The 22806-nt window shown below is 61.1% G+C and carries 23 protein-coding genes; 12 read left to right on the top strand and 11 right to left on the bottom strand.

Annotated elements, in window-relative coordinates:
• Nucleotides 1-4: 4 nt before the first annotated feature.
• Nucleotides 5-727, top strand: a complete 723-nt coding sequence (locus BSF44_RS05870) for a response regulator (RefSeq protein ID WP_008051517.1) — start codon at nt 5-7, stop codon at nt 725-727.
• Complete coding sequence (locus BSF44_RS05865; protein WP_095942689.1) at nt 724-2334, top strand: ATP-binding protein; 1611 nt, start codon at nt 724-726, stop codon at nt 2332-2334. Before BSF44_RS05870 ends, BSF44_RS05865 begins: the two co-directional genes overlap by 4 nt.
• Nucleotides 2335-2460: 126 nt before the next feature.
• On the opposite strand, the gene BSF44_RS05860 is transcribed toward BSF44_RS05865, so the two are convergent.
• Nucleotides 2461-3186, bottom strand: coding sequence for a 4'-phosphopantetheinyl transferase (locus BSF44_RS05860; RefSeq protein WP_218194544.1), 726 nt, complete (start codon nt 3184-3186; stop codon nt 2461-2463).
• Nucleotides 3187-3419: 233 nt separating this feature from the next.
• Between BSF44_RS05860 and BSF44_RS05855 the strand changes: the two genes are divergently transcribed.
• The 3 genes from BSF44_RS05855 to BSF44_RS05845 all read left to right on the top strand — a co-directional run bounded on the left by BSF44_RS05855 (nt 3420) and on the right by BSF44_RS05845 (nt 6232).
• Complete coding sequence (locus BSF44_RS05855) at nt 3420-4022, top strand: hypothetical protein (RefSeq protein ID WP_095942687.1); 603 nt, start codon at nt 3420-3422, stop codon at nt 4020-4022.
• A 189-nt stretch (nt 4023-4211) separates the two neighbouring features.
• A complete protein-coding gene (locus tag BSF44_RS05850; protein ID WP_095942686.1) occupies nt 4212-4889 on the top strand; it encodes a response regulator transcription factor in 678 nt (225 codons plus the stop codon).
• The gene (locus BSF44_RS05845) at nt 4886-6232 is read left to right on the top strand and encodes an ATP-binding protein (RefSeq protein WP_095942685.1); all 1347 of its coding nucleotides are present in this window, start codon (nt 4886-4888) and stop codon (nt 6230-6232) included. Before BSF44_RS05850 ends, BSF44_RS05845 begins: the two co-directional genes overlap by 4 nt.
• Nucleotides 6233-6306: 74 nt before the next feature.
• Here BSF44_RS05845 and BSF44_RS05840 read toward each other — a convergent pair whose 3' ends face one another.
• Nucleotides 6307-7305 (bottom strand): AraC family transcriptional regulator, encoded by a 999-nt coding sequence (locus BSF44_RS05840; RefSeq protein ID WP_095942684.1) that lies wholly within the window; start codon nt 7303-7305, stop codon nt 6307-6309.
• 338 nt (nt 7306-7643) lie between these two features.
• Here BSF44_RS05840 and BSF44_RS05835 point away from each other — a divergent pair, with 338 nt between their 5' ends.
• Together BSF44_RS05835 and BSF44_RS05830 are read left to right on the top strand one after the other, a co-directional pair.
• Entirely contained in the window at nt 7644-8978 is a 1335-nt protein-coding gene (locus tag BSF44_RS05835; RefSeq protein WP_095942683.1) for a dicarboxylate/amino acid:cation symporter, read from the top strand.
• A gap of 145 nt (nt 8979-9123) precedes the next feature.
• Nucleotides 9124-10305, top strand: coding sequence for a CaiB/BaiF CoA-transferase family protein (locus BSF44_RS05830; protein WP_095942682.1), 1182 nt, complete (start codon nt 9124-9126; stop codon nt 10303-10305).
• 116 nt (nt 10306-10421) lie between these two features.
• Here the strand turns inward: BSF44_RS05830 and BSF44_RS05825 are convergent, their stop codons facing one another.
• A complete protein-coding gene (locus BSF44_RS05825; RefSeq protein WP_095942681.1) occupies nt 10422-10916 on the bottom strand; it encodes a SprT family zinc-dependent metalloprotease in 495 nt (164 codons plus the stop codon).
• Nucleotides 10917-11073: 157 nt separating this feature from the next.
• Nucleotides 11074-11676: a Yip1 family protein gene (locus tag BSF44_RS05820; protein ID WP_008051494.1), complete on the bottom strand. Its 603-nt coding sequence runs from the start codon at nt 11674-11676 to the stop codon at nt 11074-11076.
• 282 nt (nt 11677-11958) lie between these two features.
• Here BSF44_RS05820 and ttcA point away from each other — a divergent pair, with 282 nt between their 5' ends.
• Both ttcA and BSF44_RS05810 read left to right on the top strand, forming a co-directional pair.
• Nucleotides 11959-12783, top strand: a complete 825-nt coding sequence (gene ttcA / locus BSF44_RS05815; protein ID WP_095942680.1) for a tRNA 2-thiocytidine(32) synthetase TtcA — start codon at nt 11959-11961, stop codon at nt 12781-12783.
• Nucleotides 12784-12930: 147 nt separating this feature from the next.
• On the top strand, nt 12931-13605 hold the full coding sequence (locus BSF44_RS05810; protein WP_095942679.1) for a DNA-3-methyladenine glycosylase I: 675 nt from the start codon (nt 12931-12933) through the stop codon (nt 13603-13605).
• 100 nt (nt 13606-13705) lie between these two features.
• Here BSF44_RS05810 and BSF44_RS05805 read toward each other — a convergent pair whose 3' ends face one another.
• From BSF44_RS05805 to arsC, 3 genes are read right to left on the bottom strand one after another with little or no spacing between them, the layout of a single operon-like run.
• A complete protein-coding gene (locus BSF44_RS05805; RefSeq protein ID WP_095942678.1) occupies nt 13706-14131 on the bottom strand; it encodes a DUF2069 domain-containing protein in 426 nt (141 codons plus the stop codon).
• A gap of 1 nt (nt 14132) precedes the next feature.
• Nucleotides 14133-14729: an NAD(P)H:quinone oxidoreductase gene (gene wrbA, locus BSF44_RS05800; protein WP_095942677.1), complete on the bottom strand. Its 597-nt coding sequence runs from the start codon at nt 14727-14729 to the stop codon at nt 14133-14135.
• Nucleotides 14726-15079: an arsenate reductase (glutaredoxin) gene (gene arsC / locus BSF44_RS05795; RefSeq protein WP_095942676.1), complete on the bottom strand. Its 354-nt coding sequence runs from the start codon at nt 15077-15079 to the stop codon at nt 14726-14728. The genes wrbA and arsC overlap by 4 nt, the downstream gene beginning before the upstream one ends.
• A 114-nt stretch (nt 15080-15193) precedes the next feature.
• Here arsC and BSF44_RS05790 point away from each other — a divergent pair, with 114 nt between their 5' ends.
• Nucleotides 15194-15661 (top strand): TlpA disulfide reductase family protein, encoded by a 468-nt coding sequence (locus BSF44_RS05790; RefSeq protein ID WP_095942675.1) that lies wholly within the window; start codon nt 15194-15196, stop codon nt 15659-15661.
• A gap of 40 nt (nt 15662-15701) precedes the next feature.
• Here BSF44_RS05790 and BSF44_RS05785 read toward each other — a convergent pair whose 3' ends face one another.
• The 4 genes from BSF44_RS05785 to BSF44_RS05770 form a co-directional block, all read right to left on the bottom strand.
• A complete protein-coding gene (locus BSF44_RS05785) occupies nt 15702-16106 on the bottom strand; it encodes an META domain-containing protein (RefSeq protein WP_095942674.1) in 405 nt (134 codons plus the stop codon).
• The gene (locus tag BSF44_RS05780) at nt 16106-16540 is read right to left on the bottom strand and encodes a hypothetical protein (RefSeq protein ID WP_095942673.1); all 435 of its coding nucleotides are present in this window, start codon (nt 16538-16540) and stop codon (nt 16106-16108) included. Before BSF44_RS05780 ends, BSF44_RS05785 begins: the two co-directional genes overlap by 1 nt.
• Nucleotides 16541-16617: 77 nt before the next feature.
• Nucleotides 16618-17610: a 2-hydroxyacid dehydrogenase gene (locus BSF44_RS05775; RefSeq protein ID WP_095942672.1), complete on the bottom strand. Its 993-nt coding sequence runs from the start codon at nt 17608-17610 to the stop codon at nt 16618-16620.
• A 95-nt stretch (nt 17611-17705) separates the two neighbouring features.
• Nucleotides 17706-20459, bottom strand: a complete 2754-nt coding sequence (locus tag BSF44_RS05770; protein WP_095942671.1) for a response regulator — start codon at nt 20457-20459, stop codon at nt 17706-17708.
• A gap of 215 nt (nt 20460-20674) precedes the next feature.
• Here BSF44_RS05770 and BSF44_RS05765 point away from each other — a divergent pair, with 215 nt between their 5' ends.
• Nucleotides 20675-21394, top strand: a complete 720-nt coding sequence (locus BSF44_RS05765; RefSeq protein WP_095942670.1) for a response regulator transcription factor — start codon at nt 20675-20677, stop codon at nt 21392-21394.
• Nucleotides 21384-22805 (top strand): sensor histidine kinase, encoded by a 1422-nt coding sequence (locus BSF44_RS05760; protein WP_095942669.1) that lies wholly within the window; start codon nt 21384-21386, stop codon nt 22803-22805. Before BSF44_RS05765 ends, BSF44_RS05760 begins: the two co-directional genes overlap by 11 nt.
• Nucleotide 22806: the final 1 nt, after the last annotated feature.

Below are 22806 nucleotides of genomic sequence, written 5' to 3'. Positions count from 1 at the left end.
ACCCGTGGAGCAAGAAGCCTGGCAGGTATTGATTGTGGAGGACGACCAGCGACTGGCCGAACTGACCCGCGATTACCTGGAAGCCAATGGCCTGCGTGTATCGATCGAAGGTAATGGCGCGCTTGCTGCGAATCGCATCATCAAGGAACAACCGGACCTGGTGATCCTCGACCTGATGCTCCCCGGTGAAGATGGCCTGAGCATTTGCCGCAAGGTCCGCGCCCGCTATGACGGCCCGATCCTGATGCTCACTGCCCGCACCGATGACACTGACCAGATTCTCGGCCTGGACCTGGGGGCTGACGACTACGTTTGCAAACCGGTACGTCCGCGCCTGTTGCTGGCGCGCATCCAGGCGTTGCTGCGACGCAGTGAAACGCCCGAAGTCGCCCCGGAAAAACAGCGGCGTCTACAGTTCGGCCCGTTGATCGTCGACAACGCCTTGCGCGAAGCCTGGTTGCAGGGCAACGGCATCGAGCTGACCAGCGCCGAATTCGACTTGCTCTGGCTATTGGTGGCCAATGCCGGGCGCATCCTCTCCCGGGAAGAAATCTTCACCGCGCTGCGGGGCATCGGCTATGACGGTCAGGACCGTTCCATCGATGTGCGCATCTCGCGCATCCGCCCGAAAATCGGCGATGACCCGGAGCATCCACGGCTGATCAAGACCGTGCGCAGCAAAGGCTATCTGTTCGTTCCCGAGGCTTGCGTAGATCCGTCCCTGTGAACTCGATCTTCCTGCGTATCTATGGCGGCATGTGCGCCGCGCTGATTCTGGTGGCGGTGCTCGGTGTGCTGGCGTTGCACCTGCTCAATGAGGTGCGCAGCGAGCAATACCGCGAACGCCTGGCCCATGGCACGTTCTCACTGATGGCCGACAACCTGCAACCGATGAACCAGACCGAGCGCCACCGGGCCTTGCTGGTGTGGGAGCGGCTGCTGGGGATTCCGTTGGCGCTGAAAACCTTTGCCGAGACCGACCTCGACCTGACCCAGCGCACCCGTGTGTTGCGCGGCCAGGCATTGGTGGAACAGACCGGGCCGCACGCGGCGAAGGTCTACAAGCTGGTCAGCGACAAGGAACAGTTGATGCTCACCGGGGAAGTGCAGCAGATCAGCGAACAACTGGCCCGGGCGACCATCTACCTGTTGACCGATGAGCTGGTGCGCACCCCGGTTGCCGACCAGCCCTTACGCCTGGCGCAACTGAAGGAAAGCAAGGGTTTCGGCTTCGACCTGCGGCTGGTCACGGTCGACCAGGCGGACATGGACGAAGACCAGAGCCGCCGGGTGTCCGAGGGCGACACGGTGATGGCGCTGGGCAAGGGGGGCGATTCGATCCGGGTGTTTGCCGGCATGGTGGGCACGCCGTGGGTCCTGGAAATCGGCCCGTTGTATCAGATGAATCCTTATCCGCCGGAGTGGCTGGTGCTGATCGCCGCCCTGGGCCTGTCGCTGATCGGATTGATCGTCTATCTGCTGGTGCGCCAGCTCGAGCGACGCTTGCGTGGCCTCGAAGCCGCCGCCACGCGCATCGCCAAGGGCAGCCTGGAAACCCGCGTACCCGCTCGCGGTGCGGACTCGGTGGGACGACTGGCCTCGGCGTTCAACGGCATGGCCGAACACTTGCAGCAGTTGCTGGCGATCCAGCGCGAACTGGTGCGCGCGGTATCCCATGAATTGCGCACGCCGGTGGCGCGCCTGCGTTTTGGCCTGGAGATGATCGGTTCGGCCACCACGCCGCAAGCCCTGGAAAAATACTGCCAGGGCATGGACCACGACATCGAGGACCTCGACCGGCTGGTGGACGAGATGCTGACCTACGCGCGGTTGGAGCAGGGCTCGCCGGCGCTGAATTTTCAGCGGATCGATCTGGATGCCTTGGTCGATCAGGTGATCGAAGAGCTGGCGCCGTTGCGTGCCGACGTCACGGTGCAGCGCGGGTTGTGCCTGTCGGCCGCCGATAACGACGACGCCTGGGTCGAGGCTGAACCGCGCTACCTGCATCGGGCGATCCAGAACCTGGTGACTAATGCCATGCGCCATGCGCAATCACGGGTGACCATCAGCTATCAGGTGGGGCAGCAGCGTTGCCGGGTGGATATCGAGGATGACGGGCCGGGCGTGCCGGAGTCGGCGTGGGAGAAGATCTTTACGCCGTTCCTGCGCCTCGACGACAGCCGCACCCGTGCATCTGGAGGTCATGGGTTAGGCCTGTCCATTGTGCGACGCATCATCCATTGGCATGACGGGCGCGCGTTGATCGGCAAGAGCAAGAGCCTGGGCGGAGCGTGCTTCAGCCTGAGCTGGCCGAGAAATCAGGAAAAGCGCTGAAATGTTGCGTTGTCTGATAGGGCCCCATCGCGAGCAGGCTCGCTCCTACAGGGATCTATGTCACGCCACAAATCCCTGTAGGAGCGAGCCTGCTCGCGATGGCGGCCTGACAGGCGCCAATTAACCTCAGGCCTTGATACTGACCAGACTCAACAACTGCCCGTCCTTGACCCCGAACTGCGCATCCAGCTCGGTGCCATTGCGCCATTCGCTGGACAAGTCAGTGAGCAGTCGCAACCGCACTTCGCCCGATTCACGCCACTCCAGCACTTCGGCCTGTTCGAAATAAAAGCGTTGCCGAACGATCGGATAGAGCGCCTTGAACAGACTTTCCTTGACCGAGAAAGTCAGGGTGACCAGCAACGCCCGTTGATCGTGATCAGCCGCCGCCATGCGCTGGAGCTCCGGCGGATTGAGGATTTCCCCGGCCAGGCGTTCGGCCCGTTCGGCATTGAGCAGGTTTTCCAGGTCCATGCCCAGGCCGCGCCAATGGCTTTTGTTCGCCACGATCGCCGCGGCTCGGCCAGTGCTGTGGGTAATCGAGCCAGTGATATGAGCAGGCCAGACCGGTGCCCGGTCTTCACCGATGGCGGGAATGAAACTCAAGCCTTCGAGTCGCTGCAACGCGGCCCGGGCGCACACTCGCCCGGCGAGAAACTCCGCCTGCCGTTTGGCCACCGAGCGCTGGATGCTCGCCGGTGCTTCGACAGCACTGCGCTGAAAGTCATCGCTGGCCAGTTGGGTGCTATCGAAGTGAGTACTCAACAGGACCGTATCGGGCAGCACAAACGGCAGTGGCCAATGGTCATCGAGGGGGGTGCAACAGACGGGCAGGGCGGAGGTTGGATTCATATCAGGCATTTTGCCGGGTTGGCTTGAGGCTGGGTAGTGCAAAGCTTCTGACGCATTGGTAGTCGGCGCTGGCCTTGTCCATTGCATGGTCGGATCTGCTGTTGAAACGTTTCGAAATACTCGGGGCGGGTCGGTTCAGCCCAGGTTCAGAGTGTGTTCAGGGGGAGTTCAGGGCGCGGTGCGTAACCTTGCCCCGTACCCAAAAAACAAACGGCACATGAGGAAACTCCCCAATGACTGGATTCAAAAAACTGCTTCTGGCATTCACGGTTCTGGGCGCAAGCACCGCAGCTTTCGCGTCCGACGACAACTTCGCCAGCCTGACTCTTGGACAGACCAGCGACAAGGTCAAAAAATCCCACGCCCTGAACGACAACCTTAATCACCCGAACGCCGATGGCGTGATCGGCAAGGACACCACCTGGGGTGTTCGTCTCGGCCAGCAAAACACCAAGGGCCGCTACTACGCCACTTACGACAATGTGTCGGGCTCCCACAACGGCATTAAACTTCGTCAGGAAAACCTCCTGGGCAGCTACGATCTGTTCTACCCGGTGGGCGGCAGCACCAGGCTGTTCGGTGGCGCCACGGCCGGCCTGACCAAAATGACTCAGGAGTCGCCAGGCTTCAGCCGCGACAGCGATATCGGCTACGCCATCGGTGGCCAGGTGGGTGTGCTGCAACAGGTTTCGCAGAACACTTCGGTTGAACTGGGTTACCGTTACCTGCGCAGCAACGCCAGCACCGAGATGAGTGAGCGCGGCGGCAGCAAGCAGGGTTCGCTGGACCTGACCAGCAGCGCCCAGACTTACCTGTCCGCCAACTACGCTTTCTGACAAGGGCATGCGCCAACGCGAAGCCTGTAGGAGCGAGCTTGCTCGCGAAAGCGGTGTGTCAAGCAACATCAATGTTGACTGTGACGCCGTCTTCGCGAGCAAGCTCGCTCCTACAGTGACCGTTGCCATGTTAGCTATCGAGGTGCGACGTTGTGCCTATGGAGATGTTGATTTGCCCGGGAGAGCAATATGAAATTGCTGGTCATCGAAGATGAAGCGCTGCTGCGCCATCACCTGCAAACCCGCCTGACGGAGAGCGGCCACGTGGTCGAGTCCGTGGCCAACGCCGAAGAGGCGCTGTACCAGGCCGCACAGTTCAACTTTGACCTGGCGGTGATCGACCTCGGTCTGCCGGGCATGAGCGGGCTCGACCTGATTCGCCAGTTGCGCTCAAGTGGCAAAACCTTCCCGATTCTGATCCTCACCGCGCGCGGCAACTGGCAGGACAAGGTCGAAGGCCTGGCCGCCGGCGCCGATGATTACCTGGTCAAGCCGTTTCAGTTCGAAGAATTGGAGGCGCGCCTGAATGCCTTGCTGCGGCGCTCCAGTGGTTTCACCCAGTCGACCATCGTCGCTGGTCCGTTACTGCTGGATCTGAACCGCAAGCAGGCGTCCCTTGACGAACAGCCGTTGGCACTGACCGCGTATGAGTACCGCATTCTCGAATACCTGATGCGCCATCATCAGCAAGTGGTGCCCAAGGATCGCTTGATGGAACAACTCTACCCGGATGACGACGAGCGTGATCCGAATGTAATCGAGGTGTTGGTCGGCCGTCTGCGCCGCAAACTGGAGGGGCCGGGCGGGTTCAAGCCGATCGACACCGTGCGCGGCTTGGGCTACCTGTTCAACGAGCGTTGCACTTGATCCGTTCGCTGCGCATACGCTTGATGCTTGCCGCCACGCTGTTGGCGGTGTTGTTCATGCTGGCGTTGCTGCCGGCGATGCAGGGTGCCTTTAGCCTGGCGCTGCAGGATTCCATCGAGCAGCGCCTGGCATCCGACGTGACCACGCTGATCTCGGCCGCCCGGGTGGAGAACAACAGCCTGCAGATGCCGGCGCAATTGCCTGACGAGCGCTTCAACCTCACCGACAGCCGATTGCTCGGCTACATCTATGACCGTGAAGGGCATCTGGTCTGGCGCTCGAAGGCGACCCAGGAAGAACGCATCAACTACAGGCCGCGCTACGACGGACGTGGCAGCGAGTTTGCACGGATCCGCGAAGCCAGCGGTCAGGAATTCTTCGTCTACGACGTCGAGGTCAAGTTGCTCGGCGGCAAAAGTGCAGCCTTCAGCATCGTGGCATTGCAGCCGGTTCGCGAGTACGAACTGACCCTCGAAGGCCTGCGGGAAAATCTCTATCTGGGTTTTGGCGCGGCACTGCTGGTGCTGCTGGCGTTGCTGTGGATCGGCCTGACCTGGGGCTTGCAGGCATTGCGGCGCTTGAGCCAGGAACTGGACCAGATCGAAGGTGGCACCCGCGAAAGCCTCAGTGAGGAACATCCCCGGGAATTGCTGCGCCTGACCGGTTCCCTCAACCGTTTACTGCACAGCGAGCGTGAGCAGCGCAGTCGCTACCGTGATTCCCTCGACGACCTGGCCCATAGCCTGAAAACGCCGCTGGCGGTGTTGCAAGGCGTCAGTGAGGACATGGCCCAGCGGCCCGAGGATCGCGATCAGGCCTGGGTGCTGCAAACCCAGATCGAACGCATGAGCCAGCAGATCAGCTACCAGTTGCAGCGCGCCAGCCTGCGCAAAAGCGGTCTGGTACGTCATCAGGTGCACTTGCGACCGGTACTGAAGAGCCTGTGCGACACGCTGGACAAGGTCTATCGCGACAAGCGCGTGCACGTCGCGTTCGACCTGCCCGACCCGTGCTACGTACCGATCGAGCAGGGCGCTTTGCTGGAGATGATGGGCAACTTGCTGGAAAACGCCTATCGCCTTTGCCTGGGCGAAATACGTATCAGCGTTCGTGAAACCCTCAGCGGCACCGAGTTGTGTGTCGAGGATGACGGCCCTGGCGTACCACAGGATCAGCGCGCAAGGATTCTCGAGCGCGGAGAGCGCCTGGACCGTCAGCACCCGGGGCAGGGCATCGGCCTGGCGGTGGTCAAGGACATCATCGAAAGTTACAGCGCCAAGCTGACCCTGGGGGATTCACCGATGGGCGGGGCGGCGTTCCGGATTCATTTTCCGGTGGTTTAGTACACTGTCAAATGTGGGAGCGAGCCTGCTCGCGATGAAGTCAGTGAGTTCACCAGGTAGCTGAGCCTTGAACCTCAGTTTTCCTGAGCTCGATAGGCCCCCGGCGTCAGCCCCGTCCACTTCTTGAACGCCCGGTGAAACGCCGAAGGCTCGGAAAACCCCAATTGCTCGGCGATCTGTTGCAACGACAGGTCGGCGCGGCTCAGGTGATAAATCGCGATGTCCCGGCGCAATTGGTCCTTCAACTCCTGAAAGCTCGAACCCTCTTCCCGCAAATGCCGGCGCAAGGTCTGCGGGCTGATGTGCAGGTGCGCGGCCACGGCTTCCAGGTCGGGCCAGTGTGAACTGTCGCGACTGAGCAAGCGCCGCAGGCGGCTGCTCAAACTGTCGCCATCGTCCGGGCGCGAGAGCAGGTCGGCGGGGGAGCGCTCGAGGAAATGCTTGAGGGTGCGTTCGTCCTGTAACAGCGGCATGGCCAGGTAACGGCTGTGAAACAACAGGCTGCTCTGGGGCATGGAAAACTCAAGCGGGCAGGAAAACAGCAGGTCGTACTCGGCGCCGTGTTCCGGCCGGGGGTAGCTGAACGTGGCCTGCTCCAGGCGAATGCGCTGGCCGATCAGCCAGCTGCCGAAACGGTGCCAGATCACCAGCAGGCTTTCGCTGAGGAAATGATCCGGGTCCCAGAGTTGCGAGTCGTCCAGGCTCAGGCGCACCCATTCATCTTCGCGGCTCAGGGTCAAACGCGGAGCCCCGGGGAATAGGCTATAAAACAATAAGCCGCGATGGAGTGCCTTATCCAGGTTGCGGCAGTGAATCACGGCATGGCACATCATCGCGAAGCTGCCCGGCCTGCTTGGGGCTTGCCCGAACCCCAGGTACTCGTCGTCCAGTGCCAGCCATAAGGCCTGAATCAGTTGGGCGAATTGCTCCGGAGCGATGCGTGCCCGGGGCTCGTCCAGCAACTCGGGGCTGATGCCCAGTTGCTGTAGCAGGCCCGAATAGTCGTAGCCGTGCCGACGCGCACCACCCAGGGCGGCGCGGGCGAAATGACTGGCAATGGTGCGTTCGCGCATGGCAGCAGATCTGACCGTTGATCGACGGATGGTAGCTGCGCGCCGCGGCCATGAACAGGGCGGATATCCGCCAAATAGCAGGACGACTTTTAATGGAAGGGCGGAAATCCGCCACATGCTTGTATCCATCCGATAACAGGGAATTCGCTGCGCCCCCTGAGATCAAAAGGCTTGCAGGGATTTTGCGGAAGGTGGCACGGGCCTTGCGATACAACATGCAGATGCCTGCCGTTGCGCAGCTCGAAAAAACAAATCCCTCCAGTGCAGGAGGGTTCGCAATTGCGGTGTTGCGGGCAACAGATGGATGTTGTCACCGGGCACCCTTGAGGAACTTTGCAATGACGACTCGTCAGCCACTGTACAAATCCCTGTATTTCCAGGTGATCGTTGCAATTGTCATCGGTATTTTGCTCGGTCACTTCTATCCGCAGCTCGGTGTGGCGGTAAAGCCGCTGGGTGACGGGTTCATCAAGCTGATCAAAATGATCATCGCCCCGATCATCTTCTGCACCGTCGTCAGCGGTATCGCCGGCATGCAGGACATGAAAGCGGTCGGCAAGACCGGCGGCTACGCGCTGCTGTACTTCGAGATCGTTTCGACCATCGCATTGCTGGTCGGTCTGGTCGTGGTCAACATCGTGCAGCCGGGCAATGGCATGCACATCGACGTCACCACCCTCGATGCCTCCAAGGTTGCCGCTTACGTGGCGGCCGGTGCTGACCAAAGCGTTGTCGGCTTCCTGCTGAACGTGATCCCGAGCACCATCGTCGGCGCTTTTGCCACTGGCGACATCCTGCAAGTGCTGATGTTCTCGGTAATCTTCGGTTTCGCCTTGCATCGCCTGGGGGCCTACGGCAAGCCGCTGCTGGACCTCATCGATCGCTTCGCTCACGTGATGTTCAACATCATCAACATGATCATGAAGCTCGCGCCAATCGGTGCCTTCGGTGCCATGGCGTTCACCATCGGCGCCTACGGTGTCGGCTCGCTGGTGCAACTGGGTCAACTGATGGCCTGCTTCTACATCACTTGCGTGCTGTTCATTCTGCTCGTGCTGGGCTCCATCGCCCGCCTGCACGGCTTCAGCGTGCTGAAAATGATCCGCTACATCCGTGAAGAACTGCTGATCGTGCTCGGTACTTCTTCTTCGGAATCGGTACTGCCACGCATGCTGATCAAGATGGAGCGTCTGGGCGCACAGAAATCCGTCGTAGGTCTGGTGATTCCGACCGGTTATTCGTTCAACCTCGACGGTACTGCCATCTACCTGACCATGGCGGCCGTGTTCATTGCCCAGGCAACTGACACCCACATGGACATCACGCACCAGATCACCCTGCTGGTGGTGTTGTTGCTGTCCTCCAAAGGCGCCGCCGGTGTGACCGGTTCGGGTTTCATCGTACTGGCTGCCACCCTGTCCGCCGTCGGCCACCTGCCGGTTGCCGGCCTGGCGTTGATCCTCGGTATCGACCGCTTCATGTCCGAAGCCCGTGCCCTGACCAACCTGGTCGGCAACGCCGTAGCCACCATCGTTGTGGCCAAGTGGGTCAAGGAACTGGACACCGACGTGCTGCAAGCCGAGCTGGCTTCGGGCGGTCGCGGCATTGCCGACGAGCCTAAAGACGATGTTTTGGGCCACGTCGAAGAGGTAGCCCCAGCTAACGCCAAGTAAGCCTTGTTGTAATGAGAAAACCCGCTTCGGCGGGTTTTTTCATGCCCGACGATTGAGCGCAACGGTCACTGCACGTGGCGTATAAGGTGATTGCTGCAAAGCGATCGGCTGCCTAGGCTGTGGGCATCATTAAGGGAGAACGCCCATGCTCGGTCCACTGGCATCACTCAAGGTTCTGGATTTCTCGACACTGCTGCCGGGGCCGTTCGCCTCGTTGCTGCTGGCGGACATGGGCGCCGAAGTGCTGCGCATCGAATCACCGACCCGCATGGATCTGCTGCGGGTGTTGCCGCCCCACGATCAAGGCGTGTCAGCCAGTCATGCCTACCTCAACCGCAACAAGCGCAGCCTCGCCCTGGACCTCAAGCAGCCTGAGGCGCTGGAGGTGATCAGGTCGTTGCTGCAGGACTACGACATTGTGCTCGAGCAATTCCGCCCGGGTGTCATGGAGCGTCTGGGCCTGGGTTACGAAGCCCTGAAGGCGATCAATCCGAAATTGATTTATGTGTCGATCACCGGCTACGGCCAGACCGGCCCCTACAAGGACCGCGCCGGCCATGACATCAACTACCTGGCCCTGTCCGGTCTGGCGAGTTACACCGGCCGTGCCGACAGTGGGCCTTTGCCGTTGGGCATGCAGGTGGCGGATGTCGCCGGTGGCTCGTTGCATGGGGTGATTGGCTTGCTGGCGGCGGTCGTTGCCCGGCAGCAAACCGGTCAGGGCCAGCACCTGGATGTCAGCATGACCGACTGCGCGTTCAGCCTCAATGCGATGGCGGGTGCCGGGTATCTGGCCTGCGGCGTCGAGCCGGGTCCGGAAAACCAGGTGCTCAATGGCGGCAGTTTCTACGACTACTACCGTTCCCGGGATGGCCGCTGGCTCTCGGTGGGCAGCCTGGAACCGGTATTCATGAAACAGCTGTGCACGGCGTTGGGGTTGGAAGCGTTGGCCGGTCTCGGCCTGTCAGCGCAACCGGCGCAGCAGAAACAGCTTAAAGACGCGCTGAAGGCCGAATTCGAAAAGCATGACTTTGCTGAGTTGCGCACACTGTTTGCCGAACTGGATGCCTGTGTCGAGCCGGTGTTGAGCCTGGGAGAAGCGCTGCATCATCCACAGTTGCAGGCGCGGGAGTTGGTGGCCGAAGTGCCCCGGGGCGATGGCTCGTCCCAGGCGCAGATGGCTTGTCCGCTGAAGTTTTCACAAGGGTTGCCTGAGCCCCGGCATATTGGCGCGGCGCTGGGGCAGCATACGGATCAGGTGTTGGGGGAACTGGGGTTCAGTGTTGAGCGGATAGATGAACTGCGGCGTTCCCAGGTGGTTCTTTAGTGCCTGCTAAATCGCCATCGCCAGCAGGCTCGCTCCCACATCTATGGTGGACCGATGATCCCCTACGGGAGCCAGCCTGCTGGCGATGAGGCCAGAGCAGCCACTACAAAACTCAACTATTCGACCCGCATCTCCCCACTGAACACCAGGGTATTGCGACACCGCCGGCACAAATACCGCCGTCCTTGCCGAACCAGGCTGTGGCGCTGGGCCGAGAACGGGAAGTCGCTGTCGGCGCACGGGCACTTGTAGATGTAGCGGGTCACGCTGCGGCGTTTGACGTCATAGGTGTGGCAGCGGTTGGGCGGCAGTTCGTACACACCGCGCATGATCAATTGCCACTCTTCGCCATGGGGCTGGATGCGGTCGCCGAACAACTGGTGGGCGATCAGGTGTGCGACTTCATGGGCAACGGTCTGTTTGAGGAAATCTTCGGCGTTTTCCCGGTACAGCTGTGGGTTGAAGCGCAGCAGGTTCTCGTGCAAATGCGCGACACCGGCTTTTTGCCCGCGCAGCTTGAGGCTCACCACGGGGCGCTTGAAAGGTCGTTTGAAAAAGGATTCGGCTTGTTGGAAACAGTCTTCGACGCGGGTATTGAGTTGCTCGGGCATGCTTGATGGATCTCCAGAGCGGTCGAGTATGCCGCAACCCTCGGACCTTGCGAATCGCCAGGTTGACGAATGGTCGTGTGCCGCCTCGTTGCTGAAGAATGAAAAGGCCGCCTTGCGGCGGCCTTTGTCGGCAGTTCCGATTTTCAGTGATGAGCGGCTAACTGGTGTAGACCGGCCCCACGCCGAGTCCCCAGACAATGACTGTGAACGCCATGATGGCGACCAGCACCACCAGGCCTACGGCGAGCACCGAACTTGAAAACAGGAAGCCCTCGTCAGATGGAATGTTCATGAATGTCGGCAAGCCCACGTACAGCAAGTACACCGTGTAGCAGATGGCGGCGGTGCCGACGATCATCCCCAGCCACAAATGCGGGTACAAGGCGGCGAGGCCACCGATGAACAGCGGTGTAGCGGTGTAGGTTGCAAACGCAATGCAGCGGGCGAGGCTTGGGTTGGCGTCATAGGTGCGGGCCATCCAGTGGATGAATGCGCCCATTACCGCGACACCGCCGAGCATCGCCAGGTACGACATGATCGTCATCCATATCGCGCTTTCTACGGTCAGCATTACGGGAGGTCGATTGCCGATGACCCAGCCGACCTGTGTGGTGCCAATAAAGGCAGACACGGCGGGGATCGCCGCCAGGATCAGTGTATGGGTCAGGTACATGTGGCTGATGCTTTCCTCCTGGTCGCCACGGATTTCTTTCCATTCTTGGTCAGGGTGGGTGAAGAGCCCCACTACGTGATGGATCATGCCAGTCACTCCTCTTGTTTTTACCATCGCCCCCCAGCGGAGCGCCTACGGGCCAATGTGGCCAAGCAAGTCATAGGTCTGAATTTGTATGTGACCTTATGTCGCAGTATAGGGAGGAGTTTCCCCAGAGGGAGTAGGGGCTTTAGAGCAAATCGCGCTGTAAACCCGGTTGTTAATCGCCGCCGGGTCTGTGGCGAACGGCCCTTTTGGCCAGGCACTTCGCCCCTGAGGTGTTTTTGCGTAAAATGCCGGCTTTTCGTCACACCTCACGGATTTCGCGTCATGGGCACTCTCACGGTCAACCAGAACAAACTGCAAAAGCGCCTTCGCCGACTGGCCGGTGAGGCGGTTGCCGACTTCAACATGATTGAAGACGGCGACAAGGTCATGGTCTGCCTGTCCGGTGGCAAGGACAGCTACACCATGCTCGATGTGCTGATGCACTTGCAGAAGGTCGCGCCGATCAAGTTCGAGATCGTGGCCGTGAACATGGACCAGAAGCAGCCGGGCTTTCCGGAGCACGTGCTGCCGGCCTACCTCAAGGACCTGGGGATCGAGTACCACATCGTCGAGAAAGACACGTATTCGGTGGTCAAGGAACTGATTCCGGAAGGCAAGACCACCTGCTCGCTGTGCTCGCGCCTGCGTCGCGGCACGCTCTACACCTTCGCCGATGAGATCGGCGCGACCAAGATGGCCCTCGGTCACCATCGTGACGACATCGTCGAAACGTTCTTCCTGAACATGTTCTTCAACGGTTCGCTCAAGGCCATGCCACCGAAACTGCGCGCCGACGATGGTCGCAACGTGGTGATCCGCCCGCTGGCCTACTGCAACGAAAAAGACATCCAGGCTTACTCGGACTTCAAGCAATTCCCGATCATCCCGTGCAACCTTTGTGGTTCCCAGGAAAACCTGCAGCGTCAGGTGGTCAAGGAAATGCTGCTGGACTGGGAGCGCAAGACCCCGGGCCGTACCGAAAGCATTTTCCGCAGCCTGCAGAACGTGATCCCGTCGCAATTGGCGGATCGCAATCTGTTCGACTTCACCAGCCTGAAGATCGACGAATCAGCGGCCTCGCGGTTCGTCAACGTGGTCAACCTCTAACCCCAATTACTGTGGGAGCCAGCCTGCTGGCGATTGCAGTGTGTCAGACCCATCATGGTTGACTGATACACCGCCATCGCCAGCAGGCTGGCTCCCACAGGTTTTGTCACAAGTTGGCAGTTCATTTTTCAATTCTCAGGAGAGGGCATGCGCGATTACAAGTGGCTCAATGAATACTGTCTGAACCGCTTCGGTTCGGCGGCTGAACTGGAAGCCCATCTGCCCGCTCCCAAGACCCCGGCGCAACTGCGCAAGATCAGCGACGACCGCTACCTCTCGACGATGGCGCTGCGGGTATTCCGCGCCGGGCTCAAGCACAGCCTGGTGGATGCCAAGTGGCCGGCCTTCGAAGAAGTATTCTTCAAGTTCGACCCGGAAAAAGTCGTGCTGATGAGCGCCGAGCACCTTGAGCGCCTGATGCAGGACACGCGGATCATCCGTCACTTGGGCAAGCTCAAGAGCGTACCGCGTAATGCGCAGTTCATACTGGATGTGGCCCATGAAAAAGGCAGCTTCGGTGCGCTGATCGCCGACTGGCCGGTGACCGATATCGTCGGGCTCTGGACCTTCCTGAAAAAGCGCGGGCATCAGTTGGGCGGGCTGTCGGCCCCGCGCTTCTTGCGGATGATCGGCAAGGACACCTTTGTACCGAGCTATGACGTGGTGGCGGCGTTGAATGCGCAGGACATCATCGACAAGGTACCGAGCAGTCTGCGCGACCTGGCGTTGGTCCAGGACGTGTTCAACCAGTGGCATGAAGAAAGTGGCGGGCGGCCGATGAGCCAGATTTCGATGATGCTGGCTTACACAGTGAATCATTGAGACCTAGTCGCTCCAATCGCGAGCAGGCTCGCTCCCACAGAGGATGTGTGTCGTTCACAAAATCCTCTGTGGGAGCGAGCCTGCTCGCGATGGCGTCAGATCAGGCGACAGAGATTTCGCCTTCACCCGCCAGCTTGCGGTTCAACTGATACCGCCACCGCACATACAACAACGCCGAGCAAAACACCGCCAGGCTCGCGCCCATCTCCAGCAAACCGAATACTTGCCGGTTCGGGTCATAGGCCGCCAATGCGCCCTTGATGAAATACAGGTTCACCACGAAGCACATCCACGAATGCCCGCGAGGGCTGCCGATGATTATCCCCGGTGCCAGAATCAGCAGTGGCACCAATTCGATCAACAGGATCACCCAGGGGCGTGCCCCGTGCAGATCGGCAATCGCCAGGTAGTAAACACACAGCAATCCCACCAGCCCGAAAAAACACAGCAGGCTGATGGCGCGCATCGCCTTGACCCGTGGTTCGAGCCATTCGAGGGCGGGCAGGATCTTCGGTTTCTTGGCCACCTCAGCTCTCCAGTTTCTGTGCAGTCTTGGCCAGGCGCATACCCAGCGCGCGGCACAGCGCCACTTCATGGGCATCCAGACCGCTTTTGCCATCGGCGCCGGCGTGGTGGCTGGCGCCGTATGGCGTACCACCGCCCTGGGTTTCCAGCAGTGCCGATTCGCTGTAGGGCAGGCCGGTGATCAGCATGCCGTGGTGCAGCAACGGCAGCATCATCGACAGCAGGGTGGTTTCCTGGCCGCCGTGCAGGCTCGCGGTGGAGGTGAACACACCGGCCGGTTTGCCCACCAGGGCGCCGGTCAGCCACAGGTTGCTGGTACCGTCGAGAAAGTACTTGAGCGGCGCGGCCATGTTGCCGAAGCGGGTCGGGCTGCCAAGCGCCAGGCCGGCGCAGTTCTTCAGGTCGTCGAGGCTGGCATAGAGTGCGCCTTCGTCGGGAATCTCCGGCGAAACGGCTTCGCACTCGGAGGAAATCGCCGGCACCGTGCGCAGGCGGGCCTCAAGCCCGGCCTGTTCGACACCACGGGCGATCTGCCGGGCCATTTCGTTGGTCGAGCCGCTGCGGCTGTAGTACAGAACCAGAATGTACGGTGCACTCATGGCAACAGTTCCAGGATCTGTTCCGGTGGGCGGCCGATGATGGCCTTGTCGCCGACTTCGAGTATCGGTCGCTCCATCAGTTTCGGGTGGGCGGCGATGGCGGCGATCAACTGCGCTTCGCTCAGGCTGCTGTCAGCCAGGTCGAGGGTCTTGTACTCGTCCTCGCCGGTGCGCAGCAATTGCCGCGTGCTGATCCCGAGTTTGCCCAGCAGGCTCTGGATCTGCGCGGCGTCCAGCGGGGTTTCCAGATAGCGGACCACGGTCGGGGTCAGGCCACGGGCTTCAAGCAGTTCGAGCGCACCGCGGGATTTCGAGCAGCGCGGGTTGTGATAAAGCGTCAGATCGGTCATGAGCGGGTCGCATCTTGCGTAAGGTGGCAGCTATTCTAACTGTGCAGCGCGCAATCCAGAACCGTGAGAGGCGATGGGTCGCAGGCGCATTTTATTTTTGACAAGGAACACGACATGACAAGGCGACTGGCAGCAGCATTGGCGATCATCGGAGCGTTGATGCTGGGGGGCTGCGGTAATGACTATGGCATCGACCAGGACGGCCACAAGATCGCCGCCGACCGACTGGACGGCAAATGGCTGGTGCTCAACTACTGGGCAGAATGGTGCGGGCCTTGCCGTACCGAGATACCGGAGTTGAATGCCTTGGCCGAGCAGCTCAAGGACAAGAAAATAGGTGTGTTCGGGGTCAACTTCGACAATGTCCAGGGGCAAGAGCTGAAGGGCGCGAGCGAGAAACTGGGGATCAGGTTCACCGTGCTGGCCCAGGATCCTTCCGAACTGTTCGAGCTGCCGCGCAGCGAGGCGTTGCCGGTGACCTACATCATCGATGACAAGGGCAAGGTGCGTGAGCAGTTGATGGGTGAACAGACGGCGGCGGGGGTGATGGCCAAGCTTGAGGCGTTGCAGGCGAAGAATTGACTTTGCAGGAGCCGGCAAGCCGGCTCCTGCAAGGCTACGATCAACCCTCCTCAAGCCACCAACGCAGCGGCTTGCCTTCGGCTGGCCAGAAGCGGATCTGCTCGATCGGGGAGACGTCCCAGCGCTGGACGTTTTCCAGGGCCTGAAGGAAGCGTTTTTCCTGTTCCATCAGCGCCGGTGCACACAATTTGCGGGTGCTGCCGATTTTGCCGAAAGTCAGTTTGTCGCCATCGAGGGTGTACGGCGCAAACCAGTGGTTGCAGCCGCCATTGCCGTACGCCCGGCCGTCTTCGCCGAGGGTGATGGTCAGGTGGCTGTAGTCCATCAACGGCCGCTCGCCGATCCACTCCAGAATGTAGCTGCGATTGTGTTCAAGCTGCACCGGCTCGGCGGCGCAGCCCAGCAGGCTGGCGCCGACCATGGCGCTCACAGCGAGGCGTTTCATCACGCAGGCTCCTGGCATTTCGGGCACAGGTGTTTCTCGCCAACGGTGGTCCAGCCCAATTCGGCAATCCTTGCGGTGGCGGCAGGTTTTTCGGCCTTGTTGCCCAGCTTGGCATCGACGGCGAACTCGAAGCTCAGCTCTTTGGCGCAGCTGTCACAGTTCACTTGCCAGGTGTGGATGGCCAGTTCGCCGAACACCGGGCCACTGGCCACCGCGACCCATTGGCCGGGCGGGTTGATCAGGTGGCGAACCGTTTCGACGGTCAGGCGCATGGACAAGTCCCTGGCACCCTTGAGGGTCACGACCAGCACGTCATTGTTGCGAATCGAACCACCGTTGCCGGTGACTTGATAGCGCCCCGGCACCAGGGCGCGGCATTCGGTGAGGGTGTGTTGCGGGTTCATCAGGCTGTAGCGGAAATCGTGTTCGACCATGGGTCCTCCAAATATGCGCGATATGCTAGCACGGGCTTGCACGCCGCATCGCGCAGGCAGATGACCTTCGATCCGTTTCAGTCGCCCGTGACCTGGTTTTCCGGGGTGCCCGCCGTCCAGGCTGCAATGTTGCGCAATGTGGTGGCGGCAATCGCGTCCAGCGCTTCGCGGGTCAGGAAGGCCTGGTGCGCGGTGACGATCACGTTAGGAAAAGTCAGCAGCCTGGCCAGTACGTCGTCTTGCAACGGCAGGTCGGAGCGGTCCTCGAAGAACAACTGCGCCTCTTCCTCATATACATCCAGCCCCAGGTAACCCAGGCGTCCGTCTTTCAGTGCGTCGATCAGTGGCGGGGTGTCCACCAGGCCGCCACGTCCGGTATTGATCAGCATCGCGCCCGGTTGCATGTGCGCCAGGGACTCGCGGTTGATCAAGTGCCTGCTCTGCTCGTTGAGCGGGCAGTGCAGGCTGATGATCTGCGAGTCGGCCAGCAATAGCGGCAGGCTCAGGTAGCGCGCGCCGAGGGCTTCGACCTGTGGGTTGGGGTAGGGGTCATAGGCCAGTAACTGGCAGCCAAATCCGCTCATGATTTTGGCGAAGGTGGCGCCAATCTGACCGGTGCCGACCACGCCGACGGTCTTGCCCACCAGATCGAAACCGGTCAGCCCCTGCAGTCTGAAATCCCCTTCGCGAGTGCGGTTGTAGGCGCGGGGCAAGCGGCGGTTGAGTGCGAGGATCAGCGCTACGGCATGTTCGGCCACGGCGTGGGGCGAATAGGCCGGGACGCGCACGATGGCCAGTCCCAGTCGCTTTGCCGCTGGCAAGTCGACATGGTTGTAACCGGCCGAGCGCAGGGCGATCAGGCGTGTGCCACCGGCGGCCAGGCGTTCGAGTACCGCCGCGCCTAGGTCATCATTGATGAATGCGCAAACCGCTTCATACCCTTGGGCGAGCGCCACCGTGTCGAGGCTCAGGCGCGCAGGCTGAAATTGCAGCTCGATGCCGGGCGGTTGCTCGGCCGCGAGGAAGCTGTCGCGGTCGTAGTTCTGGCTGCTGAAAAGTATCGTACGCATGCGGTGCTCCTTGAAGGTGGCCTGCGCCGTTGAGCAAGCCGGCATTCGACAGTCGTCAGGTTAGCTCGCCGGCAACCCTTCGCGATTGCGCTGCATCAAGCATTCATACGCGCCTGGGCCGCCAGGCGATTGATTGCCCGGTCGAGCTCATCCAGTGCCACGCCGGCTTTCGGGTCCTGTTGCTTGAGCAGGGTTTCACTGCGTTGGCAGGCCGCACGCAATTGCGGTACGCCGCAGTAACGCGTCGCGCCATGCAGGCGATGGACCCGTTCGATCAGGGCGTTGTGGTCATTGCTTTGCTGAGCCTGTCGGATGGCTTCGCGGTCAGCCTCCAGTGACGCCAGCAGCATTGCCAGCATGTCTGCAGCCAGGTCAGCCTTGCCGGCGGCCAGGCGCAAGCCCTCCTCGTGGTCGAGCACCAGCAGGTCTTGAGCGCCAGCATGCCCATCGCCGGAGCGCTCCGGGCTGTGATTGCGTAGCGCCAGGCCGGTCCACTTCAGCACCACCTGGGCCAATTGCCGTTCGCTGATCGGTTTGGTCAGGTAGTCGTCCATGCCGCTTTGCAGCAGCGCGCGTTTTTCGTTGGCCATGGCGTGAGCGGTGAGGGCCACGATCGGCAAAGGCGTGCAATGGCGTTCGCTTTCCCATTGGCGGATCGCCTCGGTGCTCTGGCGACCGTCCATGCCGGGCATCTGCACGTCCATCAACACCAGATCGAATGTCTCGTTCTGCACAGCCTTGACGGCGGCATAACCGCTTTCTACCGCGAGTACCCTGGCGCCCATGTCTTCGAGCAGGGTCTGCACCAGCATCAGGTTGGCCGGATTGTCGTCGACGCAAAGCACCTTCGGGGCGCGACTGGACAGCGGTTCGCCCGGTTCGCTGCGCATCGGACGCGGGCTGACCAGGTCAGACAGGGAGCGTCGCAGCTTGCGGGTGCAGGCCGGTTTCGCCTGGAGCTGGCTGTGGGGGTTGGGCACGGAAAGATGAAAGAGCGTCTGTTCCGTGGTCGGGCACAGCACCAACACTTTGCAGCCAAGATGTTCGAGGTCCCAGATGTGCTGGTTCAGGCGTTCCGGCGGCATGTCGTTACTGGTGATGCCGAGCACGGCAAGGTCGATCGCCTGGTCGGTCTGGTGGGCGGCGGTGACGCCATTGGTCAGGCTTTCCAGGGTATTGAACGGTGTGGTGCTGAGGCCGCAGTCTTCCAGTTGATGCTGCAATGCCTGCCGCGCCAGCTCGTGGTTTTCCAGTACCGCCACCCGGCGCCCGAGCAAGGGTGCGCAGGGCAGGTCTTCGGCATCGTCGCGGGTTTTCGGCAGGCTCAGGCTGATCCAGAACTCCGAGCCTTCCCCCGGCGTGCTGTCGACACCGATCTCGCCGCCCATCTGTTCAATCAGACGCTTGGAAATCACCAGGCCCAGGCCAGTGCCGCCGGGTTGCCGCGACAGCGAGTTGTCGGCCTGGCTGAAGGCCTGGAACAGGGCGCGTACGTCCTGGTTCGACAGACCGATGCCCGTGTCCTGAATGCTGATGCGCAACTGCACGGTGTCTTCGTGTTCTTCTTCGAGCATGGCGCGGGCGACGATGGTGCCTTCGCGGGTGAACTTGATCGCGTTGCTCACCAGGTTCGTCAGAATCTGCTTGAGCCGCAGCGGGTCGCCCACCAGTGACAGCGGTGTGTCCCGGTACACCAGGCTCACCAGTTCCAGCTGCTTGGCGTGGGCGGCCGGGGCGAGGATGGTCAGGGTGTCCTGCAGCAGGTCGCGCAGGTTGAACGGAATATGGTCGAGCACCAGTTTGCCGGCCTCGATTTTCGAGAAATCGAGAATCTCGTTGATGATGCCCAGCAGGCTGTCGGCGGATTTTTCGATGGTGCCCAGGTAGTCGAGCTGGCGCGGGGTGAGCTCGCTTTTTTGCAGCAGGTGGGTGAAGCCGAGAATGCCGTTGAGCGGCGTGCGGATTTCATGGCTCATGTTGGCCAGGAATTCGGACTTGATCCGGCTCGCTTCCAGGGCTTCCTTGCGCGCCAGGTCCAGCTCGATGTTCTGGATCTCGATGGTTTCCAGGTTCTGGCGCACATCTTCGGTGGCCTGGTCGATGCTGTGCTGCAATTCTTCCTGGGCGTTCTGCAGGGTGCCGGCCATGCGGTTGATGCCGGAGGCCAGTTCGTCCAGTTCCTGGCTGCCGAGGGGCGGCAAGCGGGTTTCCAGATGACCGTCCTTGAGTTGGGCCACGGCCTGCTTGATCTGGCTCAACGGCCGATTGATCGTGCGCCCCATTCGCAGGGCCAGCAATGCCGCCCCCGTCAGCCCCCCGGCAATCAGCATCAGGCTGGCGAACAGGCTGCGGTAACCACGTAACAGCATGCTGTTGTGGGACAGTTCAAGCTCGACCCAGCCCAGCAGGCGGTCGGCTTCTTCGGGAATCACGTCTCCGGCCAGGTTGCGGTGTTTGCCGAATACCGGCAGCAGATAGCGGGTCGCATCGCTGCCACTGCGGCGCAGCATCTGCGTGCCACTGCCGGAAGGTGTCTGGTTGAGCATGGTCGGGCCGGCGTGGGCCAGCAGCGTGCGGTCAGGAGCCAGGAAGGTCACGGCCCGTACGTCGGTTTGTTCCAGGGCCTGGGTGGCGATGCGCTCGAGCAGTTCGTTGTCCTGATGGCCCATGGCTGGCGCCGCCAGTGGAGCCAACTGCTCTGCGATCATTTCGCCGCGCTGCATGAGCTGGGTTTGCAGGTCAGCCTGTTGCATCCAGGTAAAATATCCCCCCAGCACTAACGCCATCAGGCTGGTTGGCAGCAGGGTCAGCAACAGCACGCGGCCTTTGATTCCCAGTTTCTTGAGCACGCATCTCTCCTGCATCCCGCAATTTATTGACCTGCACATGCATCCACCATGCATCCCTTGCGCAGTGTAGCGATTTGCTTGCGGGCAATCCTCGTAAAAATGATGCAGTCATTCGTCGGCCAGGACGAGTCATTGGTGATATAGGCCAACCGCAGGTTGCTCCTGACGAGGCAATCTTGAATAATCGCTCAACTGAGAATTATTTGCAGATAGTCATGACTCCCATCACTGCCGGCCTCCCGCGAATCCTGTCCATCGAAGACGACCTTGTGCTCGGCGCCTACGTGCATGAGCACCTGGACCGTAGCGGTTTTCAGGTGACCTGGTGCCAGAACGGCCAGGAGGGCCTGGACATTGCCCGCCGGCAGCCTTTCGATGTGGTGTTGATGGATATTCTGCTGCCGGGCATGGACGGTCTGGCGGTACTGACCCAGTTGCGCCAGAGCCATTCCACCCCGGTGTTGCTGATGTCGGCCCTCGGTGCCGAAGCCGACCGTATCAGCGGCTTTCGCCTGGGGGCCGATGATTACCTGCCAAAGCCCTTCAGCATGGTGGAGTTGCGGGTGCGCATCGAAGCCATTCTGCGCAGGGTGGCACTCGACCGCCGGCCGGTGCCGACAGCGCCTGCTCCTTCGATGGACAGCCTGCGTTTCGACGATGAAAGCTTCGAGGTCTTTTACGGGGAACAGGCTGGCGGCCTGACCCGCAGCGAGTATCGGTTGCTGGAGACGTTGCACCGCACTACCGATGAAGTACTGAGCAAAGCCTTCCTTTATCAACAGGTGCTGCAACGCGGTTATGCGGCCCATGACCGTAGCCTGGACATGCACATCAGCCAGATCCGTCGCAAGCTCAAGGCCATCGGCTACACCGAGCGCGAAGTGCGTACGGTATGGGGCAAGGGCTACATCCTGAGCGCCGCCGATGAAATGTAATTTGCCGGGCAGGCATTCGCTGTTCTGGAAACTGGCCTGTCTATTGGTCGCTTTCTGTCTGCTGATGATCTGGCTGAGTTGGTCCTGGGGTCGGTACATGGAGCAGCGTAACCAGTTCCTCTCCGATGAGGCCCGTGGCACCCTGACACGCTATGCCGCCGAGGCCGAGCAGGCATGGCGGCAGCGGCAGGGCGCCGGTGTCGATGACTGGCTGCAAGGCATGCATCAGCGGGAAAAAGGCTGGGTCGGTGTGATCGGCGGTGATTTGCAGTCCTTGAGCAACCAATCGCTGACAGACAAGGAAGTCGAGCGCCTGACTTTTTTGCGCGGCCTCGATTGGCCGATCCACAAGAAAGGCCAACCCTGGATGCGCATACCGTTTCCCGGTGACCCGTCCGCCGGCAGCCTGGTGATCGAGTTGCCCAAGCGCTTCGTACCCGGGCGTTACCGGGTGTTCTGGCGGGTGATCACCAACGGCGTGATTCCGGGAATGTTCACCTTGCTGCTGTGCGTCGGGTTGTATCGCTTGCTGGTGGTGCCGCTCAACAGCCTGCGTGAACAGGCCAATGCCTGGCGTGCCGGTCAACTGAACGTACGACTGTCGAGCCGCACCACCAATCGTTCCGATGAACTGGGCGAGTTGGGCAGGGCGTTCGATCACATGTCCGAGCGCCTGCAAAGCACCGTGGCCTTGCAGCAACAGTTATTGCGCGACCTGTCCCACGAATTGCGTACGCCGCTGAGCCGCCTGCGCGTGGCCAGTGAAAGTGAACAGGGGCTCGAAGCCTTGCGCGAACGCATCGGCCGTGAGGTCGATGGCATGCAGCGCCTGGTGGAAGACACATTGCAACTGGCGTGGCTCGATACCGAACGCACCCGGTTGCCCGACGAAGCGATCCAGGTCCAGGCCCTGTGGGAAATGCTCACTGAGAACGCCTGCTATGAAAGTGGTTGGCCCGATACGCAGTTGCAATGCACGGTGGATGCATCCTGCTGGGTTCGCGGTCATCTCAACACCCTGGCCCAGGCGCTGGAAAACATTCTGCGTAATGCGATTCGGCATTCACCGGCGGGAGGCATTGTCCAACTGGGCGGTCGGCGTGATGGCGATTTCTGGCACCTGTGGCTGGAGGATCACGGCGGCGGCGTGGCGCAAGCTGATCTGGAGCGGATCTTCCTGCCGTTTACCCGACTGGACGGTTCGCGGCCGGGGGATGGTGGGTTCGGCCTCGGCTTGAGCATCGCCCGAAACGCGGTGCAGCGTCAGGGCGGACAGCTGTGGGCACAGAACACCGGGACCGGGTTGCGCCTGAATATGCGGTTGTTGGCGGATGATGGCGATGTCAGTGACAACGCCATCGCGAGCAGGCTCGCTCCCACATTGACCGTGTTTCAACCACAAATTGTGTGAT

The sequence above is a fragment of the Pseudomonas sp. ACN8 genome, assembly GCF_002303925.1.
Taxonomy (GTDB): domain Bacteria; phylum Pseudomonadota; class Gammaproteobacteria; order Pseudomonadales; family Pseudomonadaceae; genus Aquipseudomonas.
This window is presented reverse-complemented; position numbering and strand designations above follow the sequence as displayed.